20 protein-coding genes are annotated in these 17,106 nt (G+C 67.0%); 11 read left to right on the top strand and 9 right to left on the bottom strand.

The window, feature by feature from the left end; translation table 11 throughout:
* Positions 1 to 6: 6 nt before the first annotated feature.
* Positions 7 to 1,842: a sigma-54-dependent Fis family transcriptional regulator gene (locus tag JL101_RS20085; protein ID WP_203097836.1), complete on the top strand. Its 1,836-nt coding sequence runs from the start codon at positions 7 to 9 to the stop codon at positions 1,840 to 1,842.
* Between the two features lie 10 nt (positions 1,843 to 1,852).
* Here JL101_RS20085 and JL101_RS20080 read toward each other — a convergent pair whose 3' ends face one another.
* On the bottom strand, positions 1,853 to 3,280 hold the full coding sequence (locus JL101_RS20080; protein ID WP_203097632.1) for a GntP family permease: 1,428 nt from the start codon (positions 3,278 to 3,280) through the stop codon (positions 1,853 to 1,855).
* A 216-nt stretch (positions 3,281 to 3,496) separates the two neighbouring features.
* On the opposite strand from JL101_RS20080, the gene JL101_RS20075 reads away from it, so the two are divergent.
* The 4 genes from JL101_RS20075 (at position 3,497) to JL101_RS20060 (ending at position 5,768) form a co-directional block, all read left to right on the top strand.
* Positions 3,497 to 3,739, top strand: coding sequence for an RNA polymerase sigma factor region1.1 domain-containing protein (locus tag JL101_RS20075; RefSeq protein ID WP_203097634.1), 243 nt, complete (start codon positions 3,497 to 3,499; stop codon positions 3,737 to 3,739).
* 120 nt (positions 3,740 to 3,859) lie between these two features.
* A complete protein-coding gene (locus JL101_RS20070) occupies positions 3,860 to 4,201 on the top strand; it encodes a hypothetical protein (RefSeq protein ID WP_203097635.1) in 342 nt (113 codons plus the stop codon).
* A gap of 62 nt (positions 4,202 to 4,263) precedes the next feature.
* Positions 4,264 to 5,274 (top strand): Tim44 domain-containing protein, encoded by a 1,011-nt coding sequence (locus JL101_RS20065; protein ID WP_203097636.1) that lies wholly within the window; start codon positions 4,264 to 4,266, stop codon positions 5,272 to 5,274.
* 155 nt (positions 5,275 to 5,429) lie between these two features.
* A complete protein-coding gene (locus JL101_RS20060) occupies positions 5,430 to 5,768 on the top strand; it encodes a Gas vesicle protein V (protein ID WP_158046694.1) in 339 nt (112 codons plus the stop codon).
* 91 nt (positions 5,769 to 5,859) lie between these two features.
* On the opposite strand, the gene JL101_RS20055 is transcribed toward JL101_RS20060, so the two are convergent.
* The gene (locus JL101_RS20055) at positions 5,860 to 6,969 is read right to left on the bottom strand and encodes an S-(hydroxymethyl)glutathione dehydrogenase/class III alcohol dehydrogenase (protein WP_203097637.1); all 1,110 of its coding nucleotides are present in this window, start codon (positions 6,967 to 6,969) and stop codon (positions 5,860 to 5,862) included.
* Between the two features lie 85 nt (positions 6,970 to 7,054).
* The gene (locus tag JL101_RS20050; protein WP_203097638.1) at positions 7,055 to 7,639 is read right to left on the bottom strand and encodes an NADPH-dependent FMN reductase; all 585 of its coding nucleotides are present in this window, start codon (positions 7,637 to 7,639) and stop codon (positions 7,055 to 7,057) included.
* Positions 7,640 to 7,877: 238 nt separating this feature from the next.
* Here JL101_RS20050 and JL101_RS20045 point away from each other — a divergent pair, with 238 nt between their 5' ends.
* The 3 genes from JL101_RS20045 to JL101_RS20035 all read left to right on the top strand — a co-directional run bounded on the left by JL101_RS20045 (position 7,878) and on the right by JL101_RS20035 (position 10,434).
* Positions 7,878 to 8,561 (top strand): sugar transferase, encoded by a 684-nt coding sequence (locus tag JL101_RS20045; protein ID WP_203097639.1) that lies wholly within the window; start codon positions 7,878 to 7,880, stop codon positions 8,559 to 8,561.
* Between the two features lie 79 nt (positions 8,562 to 8,640).
* A complete protein-coding gene (locus tag JL101_RS20040) occupies positions 8,641 to 9,561 on the top strand; it encodes a quinoprotein relay system zinc metallohydrolase 2 (protein ID WP_203097640.1) in 921 nt (306 codons plus the stop codon).
* 24 nt (positions 9,562 to 9,585) lie between these two features.
* The gene (locus JL101_RS20035; RefSeq protein WP_203097641.1) at positions 9,586 to 10,434 is read left to right on the top strand and encodes a quinoprotein dehydrogenase-associated SoxYZ-like carrier; all 849 of its coding nucleotides are present in this window, start codon (positions 9,586 to 9,588) and stop codon (positions 10,432 to 10,434) included.
* Positions 10,435 to 10,455: 21 nt separating this feature from the next.
* Here JL101_RS20035 and JL101_RS20030 read toward each other — a convergent pair whose 3' ends face one another.
* On the bottom strand, positions 10,456 to 10,830 hold the full coding sequence (locus JL101_RS20030) for a hypothetical protein (RefSeq protein ID WP_203097642.1): 375 nt from the start codon (positions 10,828 to 10,830) through the stop codon (positions 10,456 to 10,458).
* 152 nt (positions 10,831 to 10,982) lie between these two features.
* On the opposite strand from JL101_RS20030, the gene JL101_RS20025 reads away from it, so the two are divergent.
* Complete coding sequence (locus JL101_RS20025) at positions 10,983 to 11,333, top strand: hypothetical protein (protein WP_203097643.1); 351 nt, start codon at positions 10,983 to 10,985, stop codon at positions 11,331 to 11,333.
* 26 nt (positions 11,334 to 11,359) lie between these two features.
* On the opposite strand, the gene JL101_RS20020 is transcribed toward JL101_RS20025, so the two are convergent.
* Entirely contained in the window at positions 11,360 to 11,863 is a 504-nt protein-coding gene (locus tag JL101_RS20020; RefSeq protein ID WP_203097644.1) for a DUF3280 domain-containing protein, read from the bottom strand.
* 80 nt (positions 11,864 to 11,943) lie between these two features.
* Here JL101_RS20020 and JL101_RS20015 point away from each other — a divergent pair, with 80 nt between their 5' ends.
* Positions 11,944 to 12,564: a hypothetical protein gene (locus JL101_RS20015; protein WP_203097645.1), complete on the top strand. Its 621-nt coding sequence runs from the start codon at positions 11,944 to 11,946 to the stop codon at positions 12,562 to 12,564.
* Positions 12,565 to 12,571: 7 nt separating this feature from the next.
* Here the strand turns inward: JL101_RS20015 and JL101_RS20010 are convergent, their stop codons facing one another.
* The 4 genes from JL101_RS20010 to JL101_RS19995 form a co-directional block, all read right to left on the bottom strand.
* A complete protein-coding gene (locus JL101_RS20010; RefSeq protein ID WP_228434992.1) occupies positions 12,572 to 13,147 on the bottom strand; it encodes a rhodanese-like domain-containing protein in 576 nt (191 codons plus the stop codon).
* Complete coding sequence (locus tag JL101_RS20005) at positions 13,144 to 13,959, bottom strand: quinoprotein dehydrogenase-associated putative ABC transporter substrate-binding protein (protein ID WP_203097646.1); 816 nt, start codon at positions 13,957 to 13,959, stop codon at positions 13,144 to 13,146. Before JL101_RS20005 ends, JL101_RS20010 begins: the two co-directional genes overlap by 4 nt.
* Positions 13,960 to 14,012: 53 nt before the next feature.
* Complete coding sequence (locus JL101_RS20000; protein ID WP_203097647.1) at positions 14,013 to 14,453, bottom strand: c-type cytochrome; 441 nt, start codon at positions 14,451 to 14,453, stop codon at positions 14,013 to 14,015.
* 102 nt (positions 14,454 to 14,555) lie between these two features.
* The gene (locus tag JL101_RS19995) at positions 14,556 to 16,367 is read right to left on the bottom strand and encodes a methanol/ethanol family PQQ-dependent dehydrogenase (protein WP_203097648.1); all 1,812 of its coding nucleotides are present in this window, start codon (positions 16,365 to 16,367) and stop codon (positions 14,556 to 14,558) included.
* A 515-nt stretch (positions 16,368 to 16,882) separates the two neighbouring features.
* Here JL101_RS19995 and JL101_RS19990 point away from each other — a divergent pair.
* A complete protein-coding gene (locus JL101_RS19990) occupies positions 16,883 to 17,077 on the top strand; it encodes a hypothetical protein (protein ID WP_201078192.1) in 195 nt (64 codons plus the stop codon).
* The last annotated feature ends 29 nt before the right edge of the window (positions 17,078 to 17,106 follow it).

Raw genomic sequence — 17,106 nt, 5'->3', positions numbered from 1 at the left:
CGGGACATGCTCTCGCCCGCGGAGCGCCTGAGGCAGGCGCGCATCGTGCTCCAGGACCGGGGCATCGCCTCGCCGGACCTGCTCGCCCCGGAGATCCGGCAATCCTGGGACCGCTGCCTGGAGGCCGGGCTTGAGCCCAACCGCTCGCCGGAGCTTCTATACGCCGCCGGCACCCTGCTGGAGGAGGCGCGGGAGCGGCACGAGCTGACCCGACGGCTGGCGTTGGCCGAGATGCACAACCTCTATCATCAGATCTCCGGCTCGAACTTCATGATCGCGTTGGGCGACCCCGGGGGCATGGTGCTGGACACGATCACGGACGACACCTTCCGCACCACGGCCGACGCCAAGAACATCCGGGCCGGCGGGTTGTGGGGCGAGCTGCACCAGGGCACCAACGCCCTCGGGCTGGCGGCGGCCATGCGGGCGCCGGTGACGGTCCATGGCCCGGAGCATTTCTTCACCACCTATGGCGGATTGACCTGCAACGCGGCGCCGATCTTCGGCCCGACCGGAGAGATCGCCGCCGTGCTGGACGCGTCGAGCGACTGCCGATCCCGCCAGCGGCACACCATGGCGCTGGTCAAGATGTCGGTCCGCCAGATCGAGAACGGGCTGTTCCGCGAAGCGTACCGGGACCATCTCGTCCTGATCTTCCACACGAGGGCCGAATATCTGCGCACGCTGAGCGCCGGCCTGCTGGCGGTGGACGGGGAGGGCAGGGTCCTGGCCGCCAACCGGCAGGCGCAGTTCTTCCTCCAGGGGCTGCCGGCCCGACCCGGACACCATTTCGCGGAGCTGTTCCGGACCGGCTTCCACCGGTTCCTGGACGAGGGGCATCGCCGGGACCGTGTGCGATTGGAGGACCACGAGGGCAGCAGCTACGTCGTGGCGATCGACAACCTGCGCCATGCCTGCCCGATCCACGCGCGCAAGGACCGGGGGACGCCCGGCGCCAAGCCCGGCTTCATCGCCGAGGACCCTGCCGTCAGGGCGGCGATGCGGCAGGTGTCCGGTGCCGCGGCGCGGGGGGTGCCGATCCTGATCCGGGGTGCCACCGGGACCGGCAAGGAACTGATGGCCCGCCACGCCCATGCCGCCAGCGGCCGTTCCGGCGCCTTCGTGCCGGTGAACTGCGCGGCGCTGCCGGAGAGCCTGGTGGAGGCCGAACTGTTCGGCCATGCAGAGGGCGCCTTCACGGGGGCCCGCCGGGGCGGCGCCCGGGGACTGGTCGTCGAGGCGGACGGCGGCACCCTGTTCCTGGACGAGATCGGGGACATGCCGCTGCCGGTGCAGGGAAGCCTGCTGCGGCTGCTCGACGACTGGACGGTCCGTCCGGTCGGCGGCGGGACGCGCAGGAAGGTGGATCTCCAGCTCGTCGCCGCGACCAACGTGGATCTGGCGGAGGCGGTGGGTGCCGGGCGCTTCCGGGCCGACCTGTTCTACCGGCTCGACATGGTGGCGGTGGAACTGCCGCCCCTGGCCGGCCGGTCCGATTTCGCGGCCATCGCCCGCCACCTGCTGCGGGCGATCGATCCCGGCTGCACCATCACGGACGCGGCGCTGGAGGCGCTGGCCGGGCGACCCTGGCCCGGCAACATCCGCGAACTGCGCGGGGCGCTGACCCGGCTCGCCATCGCGGTCGGAGAGCGGGGCCTGATCGATGCCGACCATGTCGGGGCGCCCCGGACCCGTCCCGCGCCGTCACCCTCGACGCTGGAGCGGGCGGTGATCGACCGTGTCGTCGCGACTTGGGAGCAGACCGGCGGCAACGTCGCCGAAACCGCCCGCCGCCTGGGCATCACCCGCAACACGGTCTACAAGAAGCTTCGGAATCGCTGAGCGGGCGGGTTCAGAACGAACCGAACATCGTGCCCAGGGCGATGATGATGATCAGCGACGTCACCGGGATGGCGACCGCGACCATCAGGATGTCCACGTAGGACTGCCGATGGGTCAGCTTGCAGATCGCCAGCAGCGTGATGACGGCGCCGTTATGGGGCAGGGCGTCGAACCCGCCCGACGATATGGCGGTGATACGGTGCAGCAGTTCCGGGCTGATGCCCGCCGCCTGTCCGAGTTGGGCATAGGTGCTGCCGAGCGTCTCCAGCGCGATGCTCATGCCGCCCGAGGCCGATCCGGTGACGCCGGCCAGCACGTTGACCGCGACCGCCAGCGAGATCAGCGGGTTGTCGGGCGACAGGTTGAGCACGAAGTCGCGCAGGATGGTGAAGGCGGCCAGGGAGGCGATGACGGCGCCGTAGCCCACTTCCGACGCCGTGTTGAAGATCGGCAGCAGGGAGCCCAGGCTGCCCTCGTTGATCGAGGCGACGACCCGGTCGCGCAGGACGCGCCAGTTGAGCGCGACGACGGCGACGCTGCTGACGATCAGGGCGATGATGATCGCCCAGGTGCCCTGGACCTTGGCGACGGTGGTCGAACCGTACTTGGGTTCGGCCAGGTAGCCGGTTTCCCAGGTCGGGATCAGGAAGTTCGTGAAGGCATAGTTCAGCGCGATGACTAGCACGATCGGCAGCACGGCGACCAGGATGCCGGGCGCCGCGACCTCGTCCCGGTCGAGCGCCATGGCGCCGACCGAGCGGGCGCGCGGTTCCGGGCGGGGATCGTCGGGATGGGTGCCGTACCCCTCGCCGGCGGCATGGGCGCGGTGGTGGCGCCAGGTCAGCCAAGCGGTGCCGCCGACCAGCATGATCGCGGCGGCCAGCAGGCCGAGGCCGGGGGCGGCGAAGGCGTCGGTGCCGAAATAGGGCATCGGGATCAGGTTTTGGATCGCCGGGGTGCCGGGCAGCGCCGTCATGGTGAAGGTGAAGGAACCCAGCGCGATGGCACCGGGGATCAGGCGCTTGGGGATCTGCGCCTCGCGGAACAGGGCCACGGCGATCGGATAGACGGCGAAGGCGACGACGAACAGCGAGACGCCGCCATAGGTCAGGATCCCGCAAGCCAGGACCACGGCCAGGATGGAGCGCTCGGCTCCCAGTTTCTCGACGATCCAGTGCGCGATGGTCCGGGCGGACCCGCTGTCGTCCATCAGCTTGCCGAACAGGGCGCCGAGCAGGAACAGCGGGAAATAGGTGGTGACGAAACGGCCCGCCGCGGTCATGAAGACCTGCGTATATGTGGCCAGAAGCGGCAGATCGCCGGCGAAAAGAACGGCCATGGCGGCAAGCAAAGGCGCAAGCACGAGAACCGTGATGCCTCTGTATGCCAGATACATAAGCAATACAAGAGATAGTATGATGCCGAAAAGGCCTACCATGGCGGTTTCCTCACATGAAGATTTTTGGCGTTTCTAACCGGTGCGGTGCAGCAAAGCAAACAACACCGAAGCCCGGCTTTTGATCATTTGGCGAGCGCTTATCCAAAGGGATTGTTTTTCATACCGCCGCAAGAGGGCGGACCAGGCGGGCCGGAGTAACGATTCGCCGGACGGAATGTTGGACCATAGCGCAATAACGTTGGTGGAGGGCCGGCTGTGGCTACTGTCGATCATAGCTTTCCTGTCTTGCGGCTGCTGGATATCGGAAACCGGCACGGCAACGTTACGATCGCGGAACTGGACAGGCTGCTCCCGATAGACGGCGTCGATACCAGGGACGCCGACCGGATCCTGGATGTGCTCCGCAGCCGGGGGGTCAGCATCGTCCTGGCACGGTCGACCGCGGCGAACGGGGACTTCAACCTGCTGGAAGACGACCGGATCATCTATCCGCGCTAGGATCCGACCTTCCGGGCGGCCGACCGGGGACGGCGGGAACATGGGCCTTACCCCGGCCGGAAGCATGGGGAGCGGAGCGGTCTCCGGCTAACCTTCGGCGGAGCAACCGGAGCCGCCGCCATGCCCTTCCCCCTGCGCCATGCCGTTCCCTGGGCGATCCTGCTGCTGGCCCCGGGCATCGCGCTGGCGCAGGGCGTGGTGCCTTACGATACCTATCGCGACGCCTACGGTTCGCCGAACCATTCCGGCAATCTGACGCCCCTGCCGGACGACCGGCAGCTCCTGGGATCGTCGCTGCCGCCGTCCGATCCTTTCTCCGAGCGGGTCCGCCCCGCGCGAGGATATGGCGAGATCGCCGACGTCGGCGCAAACTACTGGGAATGGCGGTCCGACCGGCTGCGCCAGATGCGCGATCCCCTGGGCCGGGCCGATACCGCCGGCCCCGCTTCCGAGAGTCGCTGAAATTCCGGTCATGACCTCCCATATGGAGGAAAGCAAAAGAAACAGGCCCAAAGAAGCAGGTCATGACCCAGAACAGAAAGCCCAGGCGAACCCAGGCGCTCATCGCCCTTGCCGCCGTCCTGACGCTCGTCGCGACATCGGTCGACGCCCGCCCTGGGCGGAGTAGCAACCTAGGCAGCCGGGGTGCCCGCACCTACGAAGCTCCCGCACCGACCAACACGGCCCCGCGCACCGCCGCCCCGCTGGAGCGCTCGGCGACCGAACGCCCGACCGCGGGGCAGCCCGGCGCGGCCGCCGGGCTTCAGCGTCCGGCAACGCCCGCCAACCGCGGCTTCTTCGGCGGCCTCGCCGGCGGTCTGCTCGGGGCCGGCCTGATCGGCATGCTCCTCGGGGGCGGCTTCTTCGGCGGTTTGGGCGGCTTCGCGTCGATCCTCGGATTCCTGCTCCAGGTGGCGCTGATCGGCGGACTGATCTGGCTGGCGATCCGCTTTTTCAGGAGCCGCAACCAGCCGGCCTATGCCGGGGCCGGCAATTCCGGCGGCCGCGGCCCGCTGGGCCAGGGGCCGTTGAACCGGAACGCGGCGCCGGGCGGATATGCCCGGACCGGCGCGGGCCTCGGCGGTGGAGCCCGGACGGCCAAGACGCCCAAGACGCCCAAGGGAGTCGACGGCATCGGAATCGGACCGGCCGACTACGAGGCGTTCGAGCGGTTGCTGCGCGATATCCAGACCGGTTACGGACGTGAGGACCGGGCGGCCCTGCGCTCGCTGACCACGCCGGAGATGGCCTCCTACTTCGCCGAGGAACTGGACGCCAACGCGGCGCGCGGCGTCGTCAACCGGATCGAGGATGTCCGCCTGCTCCAGGGTGACCTGTCCGAGGCCTGGCGCGAGGGAGCCGTGGACTACGCCACGGTCGCGATGCGCTATTCGCTGGTGGACTACACGGTCGATCGGGTCGGCGATTCCGTGGTGGACGGCGACCGCACCAAGCCGACCGAGGCCGTCGAGGTCTGGACCTTCCGGCGCCCGGCCGGCGGCGGCTGGGTTCTCTCGGCGATACAGCAGGCCTAAGGTTCGGCTTTCATTCGCCTTTGGGCCGCCGGTCGAGACGCCGGCGGCCTAAACCGCGTGACCCCGGGGGCAAAGCACCTTACGGTACTCCACGCCGGTCCCATGGGTACACCGGACGGTCCCCGTGTATTGTGGGTCGAACCAGGAGGGAAGTCGTGAGCAAATACGAGGAGCAAGCCTACCGTGTCGGCGGTGGGAAGCCCAATCCCAACGCCAAGCCCAACGTGCCGCTTTTGAAGAGCCAGCTCGCCAGATTGAAGCACGATCTCGCACAGTTCATCGCCCGCAAACCGGACGGCTCGGTGATCGCCCCCCTGAAGGAGCGCATCAGGGAAATGGAGGCGACCATCGCCAGCGCGGAGGCCGAGAACAAGCGGGAAAGGCAGTCCGCGCGCAATCCCGACGATGACGAGGACGGCGGCGCCCGGCAGGAAATCCGGTCGACGTCGAGCCGCTTCCCGCCCCGTGGCCGGCCCGGACGCTCCGGCTACTGAGACCCGCCTGCCGAAACCTTGCATATCGAACAAGAACGCCCGCGCTTGAAGCCACGCGCGGGCGTTCTTTTTTAGGATATCCGGCAGGACGTCAGAAGGTGACGACCGAACGGATCGACTTGCCTTCGTGCATCAGGTCGAAGGTGTCGTTGATCTGCTCCAGCGGCACGACATGGGTGATCAGGTCGTCGATGTTGATCTTGCCGTCCATGTACCAATCGACGATCTTCGGCACGTCGGTCCGCCCGCGCGCACCGCCGAAGGCGCTGCCCTTCCACACGCGGCCGGTCACCAGCTGGAACGGCCGGGTCGAGATCTCGGCACCGGACGGGGCGACGCCGATGATGGTCGAGATGCCCCAGCCCTTGTGGCAGCATTCCAATGCCTGGCGCATCGTATTGATGTTGCCGATGCATTCGAAGCTGTAGTCGGCCCCGCCCTTGGTCAGGTTGACCAGGTAGGGGACGAGGTCCCCTTCGACTTCCTTCGGGTTGACGAAATGGGTCATCCCGAACTTCTCGGCCATCTCGCGGCGCGACGGGTTGATGTCGACGCCGACGATCATGTTGGCCCCGACCATCCGGGCACCCTGGATCACGTTCAACCCGATGCCGCCCAGGCCGAACACGACCACGTTGGCGCCGGGATGGACCTTGGCGGTCCAGATCACGGCGCCGAGGCCGGTCGTGACGCCGCAGCCGATGTAGCAGACCTTGTCGAACGGGGCGTCCTCGCGGATCTTGGCCAGCGCGATCTCGGGCGCCACGGTGTAGTTGGCGAAGGTCGAGGTGCCCATGTAGTGCCAGATCGGCTTGCCGTTCAGCGAGAACCGGCTGGTTCCGTCCGGCATCACGCCGCGGCCCTGGGTTTCGCGGATCGCCTGGCACAGGTTGGTCCGCTGGCTCAGGCAGTATTCGCACTGGCGGCATTCCGGCGTGTAGAGCGGAATGACGTGGTCGCCCTTCTTCAGGCTGGTGACCCCCGGCCCCACGTCGACCACGACGCCGGCACCTTCGTGGCCCAGGATGCAGGGAAACTTGCCCTCGCTGTCGGCGCCCGAGAGCGTGTAGGCGTCGGTGTGACAGACGCCGGTGGCCTTGATCTCGACCAGCACTTCGCCGGCCCGGGGGCCTTCCAACTGTACTGTCTCAATGCTGAGTGGTTTGCCGGCCTCGAAGGCTACGGCAGCACGTACGTCCATTACAAAATCCCTCCCAACCGAGACATTTCTTCCCTTGTGCCGCGATCGTTGACCATTCGTCCGGTGAGGTCAATCGTCCAACCGTCTAATGCCTTGATTTAGCACGTTGGTGGTAACGAATGTGATCGGCGAAGGAGGCCAGGAAGCCCTTGAGGAAGTCGATTGTGCCCTGATCGGTCAGCCGTCCCTCCGGATCGAACTTGGAATTGGCCTGCCCGATCATCACCTCGGGGCGATTCAGCACGAATCCGTTCAGGTACGTGAAGAACTGGCGCAGGTGGGTCTGCGCGCGCACGGTGCCGAGAACGCCGGGACTGGCGCCCATCATCGCGATCGGCTTCGCGTCGAACGGCTGTTCCGGCGGCCGCGAGGCCCAGTCGATCGCGTTCTTCAGCACCCCGGGCACCGAGTAATTATACTCCGGAGTCGAGAACAGGATGCCGTCCGCGCCCTTCAGGGCATCTCGCAGGGCCTGGACCGGTGCCGGGTATCCGTTCTCGGTCCTGATATCGTCGTTGTAGAGCGGGATGTCCGCGATGTCGAAGATCTCGATCGTCACGCCGGGCGGGGCGAGATCGCGCGCGGCGCGCAGGGCGGCGGAGTTGAGGGAAGCCTTGCGCAGACTGCCGGAAATCCCGACGATACGCAGCGGCGTCTGTTGTTCGGTCATGGACAAGCTCCTTGGGGTCTCGCAGGGGCAGGGTTCCGGAGGTCCGGCTGCCGTCCGGAAAGCATGGAGGGGAACGCGGGCCGCCGCGGAACGATCCACGGCCGCGGAGAACAAGATTGCTCCGGGCCGCGCGTCTTGCCAGGGGCGTCCGTTTGTAATCCGGCTCACAGCGCCGCGCGGCCCGGCCGGCTAACGTCCCGTCGACAAGTCCGGAACGACGCTCGACGGGGAGGCCTCAATGTCCGTGATGGAAGCCGGGGATCGGGATGCGGCGATGCCCGCGACGGTGCCGATTGCCGCCCGGCGGTCGGCGGGATGCGGTCCGGCGAAGCGCCTGCTGGACATCGCGGTCGCGGCGATGCTGCTGGGCCTGCTGGCGCCGTTGCTGCTGCTGATCGGGCTGGCGGTGAGGCTGGAGACGCGGGGCCCGGCCCTGTTCCGGCAGCGGCGCTGCGGTGCCGGGACGGGAATCTTCAGCGCGCTGAAGTTCCGCACCATGCATGTCGATGCGGAAGCCCGCCTGGACAGGCTGCTGGCGGCGGATCCGGTCCTGAGGAGCGAGTACCTGCGGCATCACAAGCTGCATCACGATCCTCGGGTGACCCGGGTCGGCCGCCTGCTCCGCCGGACCAGCCTGGACGAGCTGCCGCAGCTCTGGAACGTGCTGGCAGGCGACATGAGCCTGGTCGGCCCGCGCCCCTATATGCCCAGCGAACTGGCGGCTCATCCGGGAGCCCGCGCCGCGATCGCCCGCGTCAAACCCGGGATCACCGGGCTGTGGCAGGTATCCGGGCGTCACCGCACGACTTTCGAGGACCGCATCCGGCTCGATCTCGCCTATGTGGAGGGAAGGTCGTTCCGGCAGGACATGGCGATACTCCGGCGCACCATCGCGGTGATCGTGCGGGCGGACGGCATCTGAGGCGGAGGGGCGTAGCCGCCTGATCTTTTCGACCATCGAGATGTTTCTCGCGGGGCCGGGATCCACTATCCTGTTTGTCATGAAGGTATCGAAGGCGGCCATCCTGCTGCTATGCCTGTCCGGCACCGGACCCGCGGTCGCCGATCCCTTGCGCGTGGAGGAGGTGGCCGCCGGGATCTTCGTCCATGCCGGACTGCCGGAATATGCCGGCCGGTCGAACGGCGGCGACGTGGCCAACATGGCGTTCGTCGTCGGGACGCAGGCGGTCGCGGTGATCGATACCGGCAATACGCCCGCCCTGGGCCGGGACCTGCGCGAGGCGATCCGGCAGCGGACGGACCTGCCGATCCGGTACGTGATCAACACCCACATGCATCCGGACCACGTGTTCGGCAACGGCGCCTTCCTCGACGACCGCCCGGACTTCGTCGCCCATGCCGATTTCCAGGGCGCCCTGATGGCCCGTGCCGACACCTACCAGCGGCGCCTGGAGGAGGAATTCGGCGCGGAGGAGGCGGTCCGTGCCGTCCTGGTCCCTCCGACCGTCACGGTCGAATCCACTCACCGGATCGACCTGGGAGGCCGCACCCTGGAGCTGACGGCCCACCCGACCGCCCATACCAACAACGACCTGACGGTGTTCGATGGCGCGACCGGCACGCTGTTCGCGGGCGACCTGGTGTTCCAGGAGAGGCTGCCCACGGTCGACGGCAGCGGGCTCGGATGGCTCCGGGTGATCGACGCCCTGGTCCAGGTGCCGGCCCGGCGGGTCGTGCCGGGCCACGGGCCGGCGTCTGCCTCCTGGCCGGAGGGTGCGGAAGACACCCGCCGCTACCTGACCACGCTGGTCGGGGACATCCGCGCCATCCAGAAGGACGGCGGCACCATCGACCGGGCGTCGGCCGATGCCGCCGCGTCGGAACGCGGGCGCTGGAGCCTGTTCGACGAGGACAACCCCCGGAATGCGGTGACCGTGTTCGCCGAGCTGGAGTGGGAATAGGAAACCTGATCGGAGGATCGCATCATGTCCGCACGAGCTTCGCGTCTGGCAACCCTGCTGGGGTCGTCCCTGGCCGCCCTGCTGATCACCGTCGGCCCGGTGCCGGCGCAAACCCGGCCGAGCGACGCCAAGCCCGACGATTACGCCCGCTGGGAGAGCGTGAGGGAAGTCTATTTTCCCGACCGTAAGATCGAGGACGGCAGCGCGTTCCTGTCGCTGGAGGCGCCGTACCGGGCGCAGGACGCGGCGCTCGTCCCGATCACCATGAAGGCTTCGATCCCGGAGGATGCCGGCTGGTCGATCCGGACGCTGACCCTGCTGATCGACGGCAACCCCGTGCCGCTGGCCGGCAAGTTCCACCTGTACGACGACCGCAAGGCGCTGGAGATCAGCACGCGGGTCCGGGTCAACGAATACACCCTGATCCATGCCGTGGCCGAGACCAGCGACGGCCGCCTGCTGAGCGCGGAACGCTACGTCAAGGCGGCGGGGGGCTGCTCGGCTCCGGCCATGAAGGACCCCCAGCAGGCGCTGGCCCGGCTGGGCAGGATGAAGCTGAACCTGCCGCAGTCGGTCCCGGCGGACTCGCCGGTGACGGCTCAGCTCCTGGTCAGCCATCCGAACCACAGCGGCATGCAGTTCGACCAGATCTCGCGCACCTACGTGCCGCCCTATTTCGTCCGGTCGATCAAGGTCAGCTATGACGGCAAGCCCGTGATGGACGTGGAGACCGACATCTCGCTGAGCGAGGACCCGAGCCTGCACTTCACGTTCCAGCCGAAGGGGCCCGGGGAACTGGACGTCAGGGTGACCGACAGCAAGGACCAGGTCTATACCGGGGATTGGCAGGTCACGCCGCAGCCGGCGAGCTGAGCGTCCGGTCCGCCGGCCGGCTCACTGCGGGAAGCATTCCAGGTCGGCTTCCACCTGGGTCAGCCGGAAGCGTTCCTGCAGGTCCTTGACCCATCCGACGCCGCGGAACAGCATCGCCCGCTCGCCCGGCTGGTCCTGCATCCTGCGGATGGTCTCCAGCTGGACGAAGCTGTTGTAGGGGATCGTCCGGGCGATGTGGTCGATGCTGCACGAGCAGCGCTCCATGACCTCCTGGGTCTGCCCGTTGGTCGCCATGCACCCGATCACGTAATCGACCCGCGCGGAGGTCGGGTAGTCATGGGGATCGGTGGTGGCGCCGGCGGCGGAATCGGCCGTCTGGGCGTTGGCGCCGCCGATGGAAAGTGCCGTCGCCAGCACGATGATCGCAGCCTTCATCTGATGGTCCTCCCTCTTTATCTGCCGCGGTTATACCAGTACCGGCACCGTCGGCGCAGTCGTCCGTTCGTGATGAAACGATCCGTCCAGTGTTGATGGTTTTCGACGGTGGTGGACCCATCGTGAATCAACAATAAGACTGGAGGATGTTCATGGAAGTGACGAAGGTTTCCACGGTCGCCGCCGTTCTGGCGCTGGCCCTGGGGAGCGCATCCGTAGCGGTCGCTCAGCAGACCAATCCCAACGGAACCCTGATGCAGGAACGGCAGGGCGCCATGGGCAACCAGCAGCAGCCCGCGAAGCCCGCCGACCAGTCCGGCAACCTGTCGGGCAGCGGAGCCGAGAGCGAGGCCAAGGCGGCGACCGGGGGCGGCACCGAAGGCAGCCTCCAGTTCGGTCCGAAGGATGCCGATTCCAACTCGCTCGCGGCCCAGCGCCAGGGTGCCATCGGATCCCAGGAGCGTCCGCCGGAAGCGACCCCCCAGGGGGGAGCCAAGCAGTAGTCCGAGGATCCGGCTGCGCCCCGACCTCATCGGGGCGCACGCTCCTCCCCGACGGCCCCTTGGGGGGCGATCCTGTGCTCCACCAGCCATTGCATGCCGCGCAGCCAAGCGCGGTCGTTGTCACCCCGGATGTCCGCGGTGCCGCGGGCGATCACCTTGCCGTCCGCGAGGTCGCGCACGACGATGTCCATGCTGAGGATCAGCGTGCTGATCTTGTTGACCTTGCCGATGACCGCCACTTGGCCGCCCATGTCCCGCGCGATATCCAGCAGGCACTGTTCGCAGGACAGGTGATCGTCGATCCGGCCGGCCGCGGGAGCGAGGTCCAGCGGAGCATAGAGGCCGGTCTCGGCAAGTTCGCGGCGCAGCGCCTCGGTCGTGGCAACGATCCGCTGCTCCTGGGCCGGCGATCGTCCTTCGCCGCTGGTATCGACCAGCTCGAACTCGAAGACCGCGGCGGGCAAGGGTGCCGCGACGGCCGGCATGGCCGCCGTCAGGAGTGCGATCAGCAGCGGAATCAGCCGTGACATCGGTGTATGCTTCCTTTGAAAACGATCAAGAACGAAGAGCGACCAGAGGGAGAGACATGCGTTTCCGGAATTCCGTACAGATGAGCCTGAAAGCCGCGCTGCTCGGGGCGGGTCTCGCCGCGATGTCCGCGGCCTCGGCGCACGCCCAGCCGCGGGTCGATACCCCTCCCGACTGGCCGTGCGTCCAGGTCTTCGTGCCGACCCTCTCCGCCGCGACGATCTGGGCCGGTCCGCCGGTCGAGGATTACCTGAAGGCATGGCCGGACAACCGCGAGATCGCCTCGCTCGCGACCCGGGTCGTCTCCCGCGCGGTTCCCGACGACGAAGCCAACGCGGCGATCGACCGGTTCGCCGGGAGCATCCAGGGCGACCGGAACGAGACGCTGACGCTCCTGTTCGCGGGCGTCTTCGACGAAGCGAACCGCATGCGGAGCAGGGCGGTCGATGCCATCCGCAAGTTCGACCGGGCACAGAAGGGCATGCTCGCCAACATGACGAAGACGGTCGGCGAGCTCGACAAGGCTCGTGCGGCGGAGCCTCGCGACGAGGCGCGCATCCGCGAGCTCGGCGAGCAACTGGCGTGGCAACGCCGGATCATCGAGGAGCGGCACCGCTCGCTGGGCGCCCTGTGCGAGCAGCCCGCCATCGTCGAGCGGCGGGTGGGCCAGCTGGCCCGGACCATCGCCAACCATATGGAGTGATGCCACCCTACGGGGAGCCGCCGGACCCTGCCGGGGCAGGTCCGGGCTCGGGCTGGACCGGTTCCAGCGGCAATCCCGCCAAGGCCCAGCCGCCGGCCCCCTCGGGGTAGTAATGCACGGCTCCGTAGCCGTACCCGACGGCGCGGAGCGCCGCGTTCCAGGACATCCAGCAGTCCGGCTCGCAGAAGAACACGATCGGCCGGCCGGGGTCCCCTCCGGTCAGGCGTTCCAGGCTGTCCCGGAAATGGCGGTCCATGTCGTCGGCCAGGGCGCCGTACCCGACATTGGGCAGCCAGACCGCGCCGGGGACGGTGCGCCTGGCCTTGGGCATCCAGACCGCGTCGGCGGGGAGAGTGGCCGGGCGGGGCGGGGCGGGGTAGACGTCGATCAGCACGGCCTCGCCGGATTTCGCCATCTCCTGGACCCGTCCGGTGCCGACCGTGGCGGCGCCGGGAACGGAGTCGGGCGTCGGTGCCCGGTAGTCGGACATCCTGAAATCCGCCGCCTTGGGATCCGCCGCGGCGACCGGCGGAGAAAGCATCGCCGCCGCGACCAGCGCGGCGGCGACGGTCCGCCTGATCACCGGGCGACGGCGGCGGACTGGAGCTGACCGTTCGAGGTCAGCAGCGGAACGTGGTACTGGGCCAGCACGGCGTCGATGTCGCGCTGGCGGCGCTGGATGAAGTCGTTCAGCCAGTGCTTCCATTCCGGTTCTTCCACGCGGATGCCCATGGTGATCGGAAACTCGACGCGGGTTCCCTGATCGCCGACCAGCGGCACGACCGTCAGCTTGGTCGGCTGCTGGGCGGCGAAGTAGCCCGCGATCGGCCCCCAGAGCACCGTCGCGTCGATCTTGCCGGACGCGACGTCCTCCACCGCGCGGCGCGCCGGGTTGTCGACCCGGGTATCGACGTCGAGCTGGTAGGGCTCCAGGTTGTTGATCCGGTTCATGGTGGCGAGCGTGGCGCCCGGCGTCTGGGCGACGACGCCCATGCGCATGTCGCGCAGGGCCGGATCGTTCATGGCCGTGATCTTCGACCCGGAATTTTCGCGGTACACCAGGGAGTAGACCGAGCGGTAATAGGGGTTGGTGTTCTGCATCAGCCCCTCGCCCGATGCCGCTCCCATGACGATGTCGCATTTGCGGGCGCGGAGCGTGTTGCGGACGAAGCCGATGGTCTGGGGCCACCACGTATAGACTACGGGGACGCCCAGTTCCTCGCCGATCATGGCGGCGATCTTGTTCTCGAACCCTTCCAGCTTGTCGTTGGAGAAGGGCAGGAGGTTCGGGTCGGCGCAGACCCGAAGCGCGTCGCGCTTCGGCAGTTCGACCGCCGAGGCCGTGCCGGCCGCCAGCAGGGCGGCGGCGACCAGCATCGAGATTCGTGCCAGCATGTCAGATCTCCGTGACGGCAGCGTCACTTCCCGGTGCGTTGTTTGCCGATCCGTTACTTCTTGATACGTTCGGGGCGGCCGCGGTCGATCTTCCCGTCGGACCGGGCCTTCAGGTACCCGTAGATGTCGGCGACGTAGAGCATGACGTTCTGATCGGTCCCGAACGACGGCATGACCCGCTGCCCCGAGGCGCCGGACTCCTGCTTGCCGTTCGCGATGATCTCGGCGAACTGGTCGTAGTCCAGCCTCTTGACCGAGTCCACCAGGGCCGGCGCGAAGGAGCCGCCCAGGCCGTCGGGGCCGTGGCAGACGTGGCAGGAGGAGTGATAGCGCCGAAACCCGTTGTAGGTTCCCTGATCGACCTTGCCGTCCTCGACGATATAGGGCTTCTCGTAGGGATCCGTTTCGGCGTCCTGGGCGTGTGGAGTTCCGGCTGCGAGGAAAAAGAAAGCGGCGCCGGCAGTCGCGACCCGCGTCAGGAAAGACAGATTCATGGCGTTCGATTTCCAGTGAAACGAGCCGGTGTTTCCGCCCCTCGCGGAGCGGAAACACCGGGAGTATTTATCGGTACTTAGTTCTCAGTGCCTGGGGACCGATCAGTCCGGCAGCGTGAAGACGGTCAGCACGCCGCCCAGGTTGGTGTACTGGCCGAGGGAGGCGTGCGCGCCGACGGCGCCCAGACCGGCGTGCGGGTCGTTCAAGCCCGCCGCCAGACCGATGCCGGCCCAGCCGCCGATGCCCGACAGCACCGCGATGTGCTGCTTGCCGTTCGCCACGAAGGTGTTGACGTTGCCGATGATGCCGGACGGGGTCTTGAAGCGGTACAGCTCCTTGCCGTCCTTCATGTCGACCGCCACCAGGAAGCCTTCGAGCGTGCCGTAGAAGGCGACGCCGCCCTTGGTGGTCAGCGCGCCGCTCCACACCGCGAACGCCTCGGGCTTCGACCAGACGATCTTGCCCTGGGCCGCGTCATAGGCGATGAAGTTGCCCATGCCGCCGTGCGAGTTCGGGGCCGGGTACATCGACAGCGTGGCACCCACGTAGGGCTGGCCGGCGCTGTAGGCGACCTCGAACGGCTCGTAGTCCATGCAGATGTGGTTGGTCGGCACGTAGAACAGGCCGGTGTCCGGCGAGAACGACGCCGGCTGCTGGTCCTTGGTCCCCAGCGCCGCCGGGCAGATGCCTTCGGAGTTGGTGTCCGGACCGTTGGCGAAGGTGCTGTACTTCTCGTTCACGGCCGGGCGGCCGGTCTTCATGTCGACGTGGGTCGCCCAGTTGACGGTCGGGTCGTACTTCTCGGCGACGAGCAGTTCGCCGGTCACGCGGTCGAGCGTGTAGACGAAGCCGTTGCGGTCGAAGTTGACCAGGGCCTTGACGGGCTTGCCCTTGACGGTGATGTCCGCGAGGATGTTCTCGTTGACGCCGTCATAGTCCCACTCGTCGAACGGGGTCTTCTGGAACACCCACTTGACTTCGCCGGTGTCCGCGTCGCGGGCGAAGATCGACATCGACCACTTGTTGTCGCTGCCTTCCCGCTTGCCGTCCTTGGCGCGCTGGGCCGGATTCCAGGTGCCCGGGTTGCCGGTGCCGTAATATATGAGGTTCAGCTCGGGATCGTAGGTGTACCAGCCCCAGGTGGTGCCGCCGCCGATCTTCCACTCGTCGCCGTTCCAGGTCGACACGCCCAGGTCGCGGTCGCCGATCGGCTTGCCGAGCATGGTGGTCTTCTGGGGGTCGATCTTGACGTCGGCGTCGGGACCGGTCGAGTAGGCCCGCCAGATCTGCTTGCCGTCCTTGATGTTGTAGGCGGTCAGGTGGCCGCGGACGCCGAACTCGCCGCCGGAGATGCCGACGAAGATCTTGTCCTTGACGACCACGGGGTTGGCGGTGAGGGTCTCGCCCTTGGTGTGGTCACCGTTCTTGACCTTCCAGACTTCCTCGCCGGTCTTGGCATCGAGTGCCACCAGCGTGTTGTCGGCCTGGGCCAGGAAGATCTTGCCGTCGGCATAGGTCACGCCGCGGTTGACCGTGTCGCAGCACATCACCGGAATCACGTTGGGATCCTGGCGCGGCTCGTACTTCCACAGGATCTTGCCTTTCTCGGGAATGGAGAGGGCATAGACGATGTTGGGGAAGGGGGTGTGGACGTACATGACGTCGCCGATGACCAGCGGGCCGCCCTCGTGGCCGCGCAGGACGCCGGTGGAGAAGCTCCAGTCGACCCGCAGGTTCTTGACGTTCTGGGTATTGATCTGGTCGAGCGGGCTGTAGCGCTTGCCAGAGTAGTCGCCGAGCTGCATTGCCCAGTTGTTCGGGTCCTTCTGCAGCTTCATCACTTCGTCGTTGGCGTATGCCGTTCCCGCGGTGATAAGGGCAACCGTGGTCAGCAGGATTCTCATCCGCCGCATATCTGTCTCCTCCCGAGTTCGTTTTCTCTGACGCAACCGACTTTGTGATCGATCGGCGTTCCCTTGCCGACCGTTTTTCCGCCTCCGTGGTAATGGGCAGATTTTTAGAAGATCACCGTAACGCCTCTCCCGGAGGCGGACAATAAGACTTTAGAAGGCACCAGTCGGAATGACCCTAAAGCGTTGAAACTGCGTGCACCTATCGCTCTGGCGTAAGATCTTTTGATGGGTTGCCGACACATTAGTTCGTACTAAAAGGCGAATGAAACTAAGTTTTAGCAAATTTACTGAAACGTTTCCGCGGCGGTGCAGCATTATTCTTCGGCGACGCAACATGAAAACTGTTGCGAGAAACAAAATGTCCAGGGCGAATCGGCAGAGGAAGTCGATCGAATCGGGTGGCACTGGCAATCCGCGAAACCGTTGACAGTTTCATCAGGCTGCCCCGCCGATGATCCCCAGCACGGGATCAAGGTCCGGCTATCGCGTAAAGAGCCAAGTGGAGAGAGATTCAAATGATTGAGTTGGTTCTGCTCGTCTGCCTCGCGTCCGACCCGACCAAGTGCCACAAGGAATGGCCTCCCTTCGAATCGAGCCAGATGAGCATGCACGCCTGCATGTTCGAGGGCCAGCGGCTCGCCGTGCAGTGGGCCGAAGCCCATCCCAAGTACCGTGTCCGCAAATGGAGCTGCGGCCTGACCGGGTCCTGAGCAAGACGCCCCTCGAAGAATCCGGAAAT

It is taken from the genome of Skermanella rosea (genome assembly GCF_016806835.2).
Classification (GTDB): domain Bacteria; phylum Pseudomonadota; class Alphaproteobacteria; order Azospirillales; family Azospirillaceae; genus Skermanella; species Skermanella rosea.
Note: the sequence above shows the minus strand (reverse complement) of the source record. Positions and strands in the feature narration are given on the sequence as shown.

What these genes read in the sequence shown, in the direction of transcription:
- JL101_RS20085 (WP_203097836.1), top strand. Translation starts at nt 7, where the DNA reads ATGCTCTCGCCCGCGGAGCGCCTGAGGCAGGCGCGCATCGTGCTCCAG.
- JL101_RS20080 (WP_203097632.1), bottom strand. Translation starts at nt 3,280, where the DNA reads ATGGTAGGCCTTTTCGGCATCATACTATCTCTTGTATTGCTTATGTAT.
- JL101_RS20070 (WP_203097635.1), top strand. Translation starts at nt 3,860, where the DNA reads ATGCCCTTCCCCCTGCGCCATGCCGTTCCCTGGGCGATCCTGCTGCTG.
- JL101_RS20065 (WP_203097636.1), top strand. Translation starts at nt 4,264, where the DNA reads ATGACCCAGAACAGAAAGCCCAGGCGAACCCAGGCGCTCATCGCCCTT.
- JL101_RS20055 (WP_203097637.1), bottom strand. Translation starts at nt 6,969, where the DNA reads ATGGACGTACGTGCTGCCGTAGCCTTCGAGGCCGGCAAACCACTCAGC.
- JL101_RS20050 (WP_203097638.1), bottom strand. Translation starts at nt 7,639, where the DNA reads ATGACCGAACAACAGACGCCGCTGCGTATCGTCGGGATTTCCGGCAGT.
- JL101_RS20045 (WP_203097639.1), top strand. Translation starts at nt 7,878, where the DNA reads ATGTCCGTGATGGAAGCCGGGGATCGGGATGCGGCGATGCCCGCGACG.
- JL101_RS20040 (WP_203097640.1), top strand. Translation starts at nt 8,641, where the DNA reads ATGAAGGTATCGAAGGCGGCCATCCTGCTGCTATGCCTGTCCGGCACC.
- JL101_RS20035 (WP_203097641.1), top strand. Translation starts at nt 9,586, where the DNA reads ATGTCCGCACGAGCTTCGCGTCTGGCAACCCTGCTGGGGTCGTCCCTG.
- JL101_RS20030 (WP_203097642.1), bottom strand. Translation starts at nt 10,830, where the DNA reads ATGAAGGCTGCGATCATCGTGCTGGCGACGGCACTTTCCATCGGCGGC.
- JL101_RS20025 (WP_203097643.1), top strand. Translation starts at nt 10,983, where the DNA reads ATGGAAGTGACGAAGGTTTCCACGGTCGCCGCCGTTCTGGCGCTGGCC.
- JL101_RS20020 (WP_203097644.1), bottom strand. Translation starts at nt 11,863, where the DNA reads ATGTCACGGCTGATTCCGCTGCTGATCGCACTCCTGACGGCGGCCATG.
- JL101_RS20015 (WP_203097645.1), top strand. Translation starts at nt 11,944, where the DNA reads ATGAGCCTGAAAGCCGCGCTGCTCGGGGCGGGTCTCGCCGCGATGTCC.
- JL101_RS20005 (WP_203097646.1), bottom strand. Translation starts at nt 13,959, where the DNA reads ATGCTGGCACGAATCTCGATGCTGGTCGCCGCCGCCCTGCTGGCGGCC.
- JL101_RS20000 (WP_203097647.1), bottom strand. Translation starts at nt 14,453, where the DNA reads ATGAATCTGTCTTTCCTGACGCGGGTCGCGACTGCCGGCGCCGCTTTC.
- JL101_RS19995 (WP_203097648.1), bottom strand. Translation starts at nt 16,367, where the DNA reads ATGCGGCGGATGAGAATCCTGCTGACCACGGTTGCCCTTATCACCGCG.
- JL101_RS19990 (WP_201078192.1), top strand. Translation starts at nt 16,883, where the DNA reads ATGATTGAGTTGGTTCTGCTCGTCTGCCTCGCGTCCGACCCGACCAAG.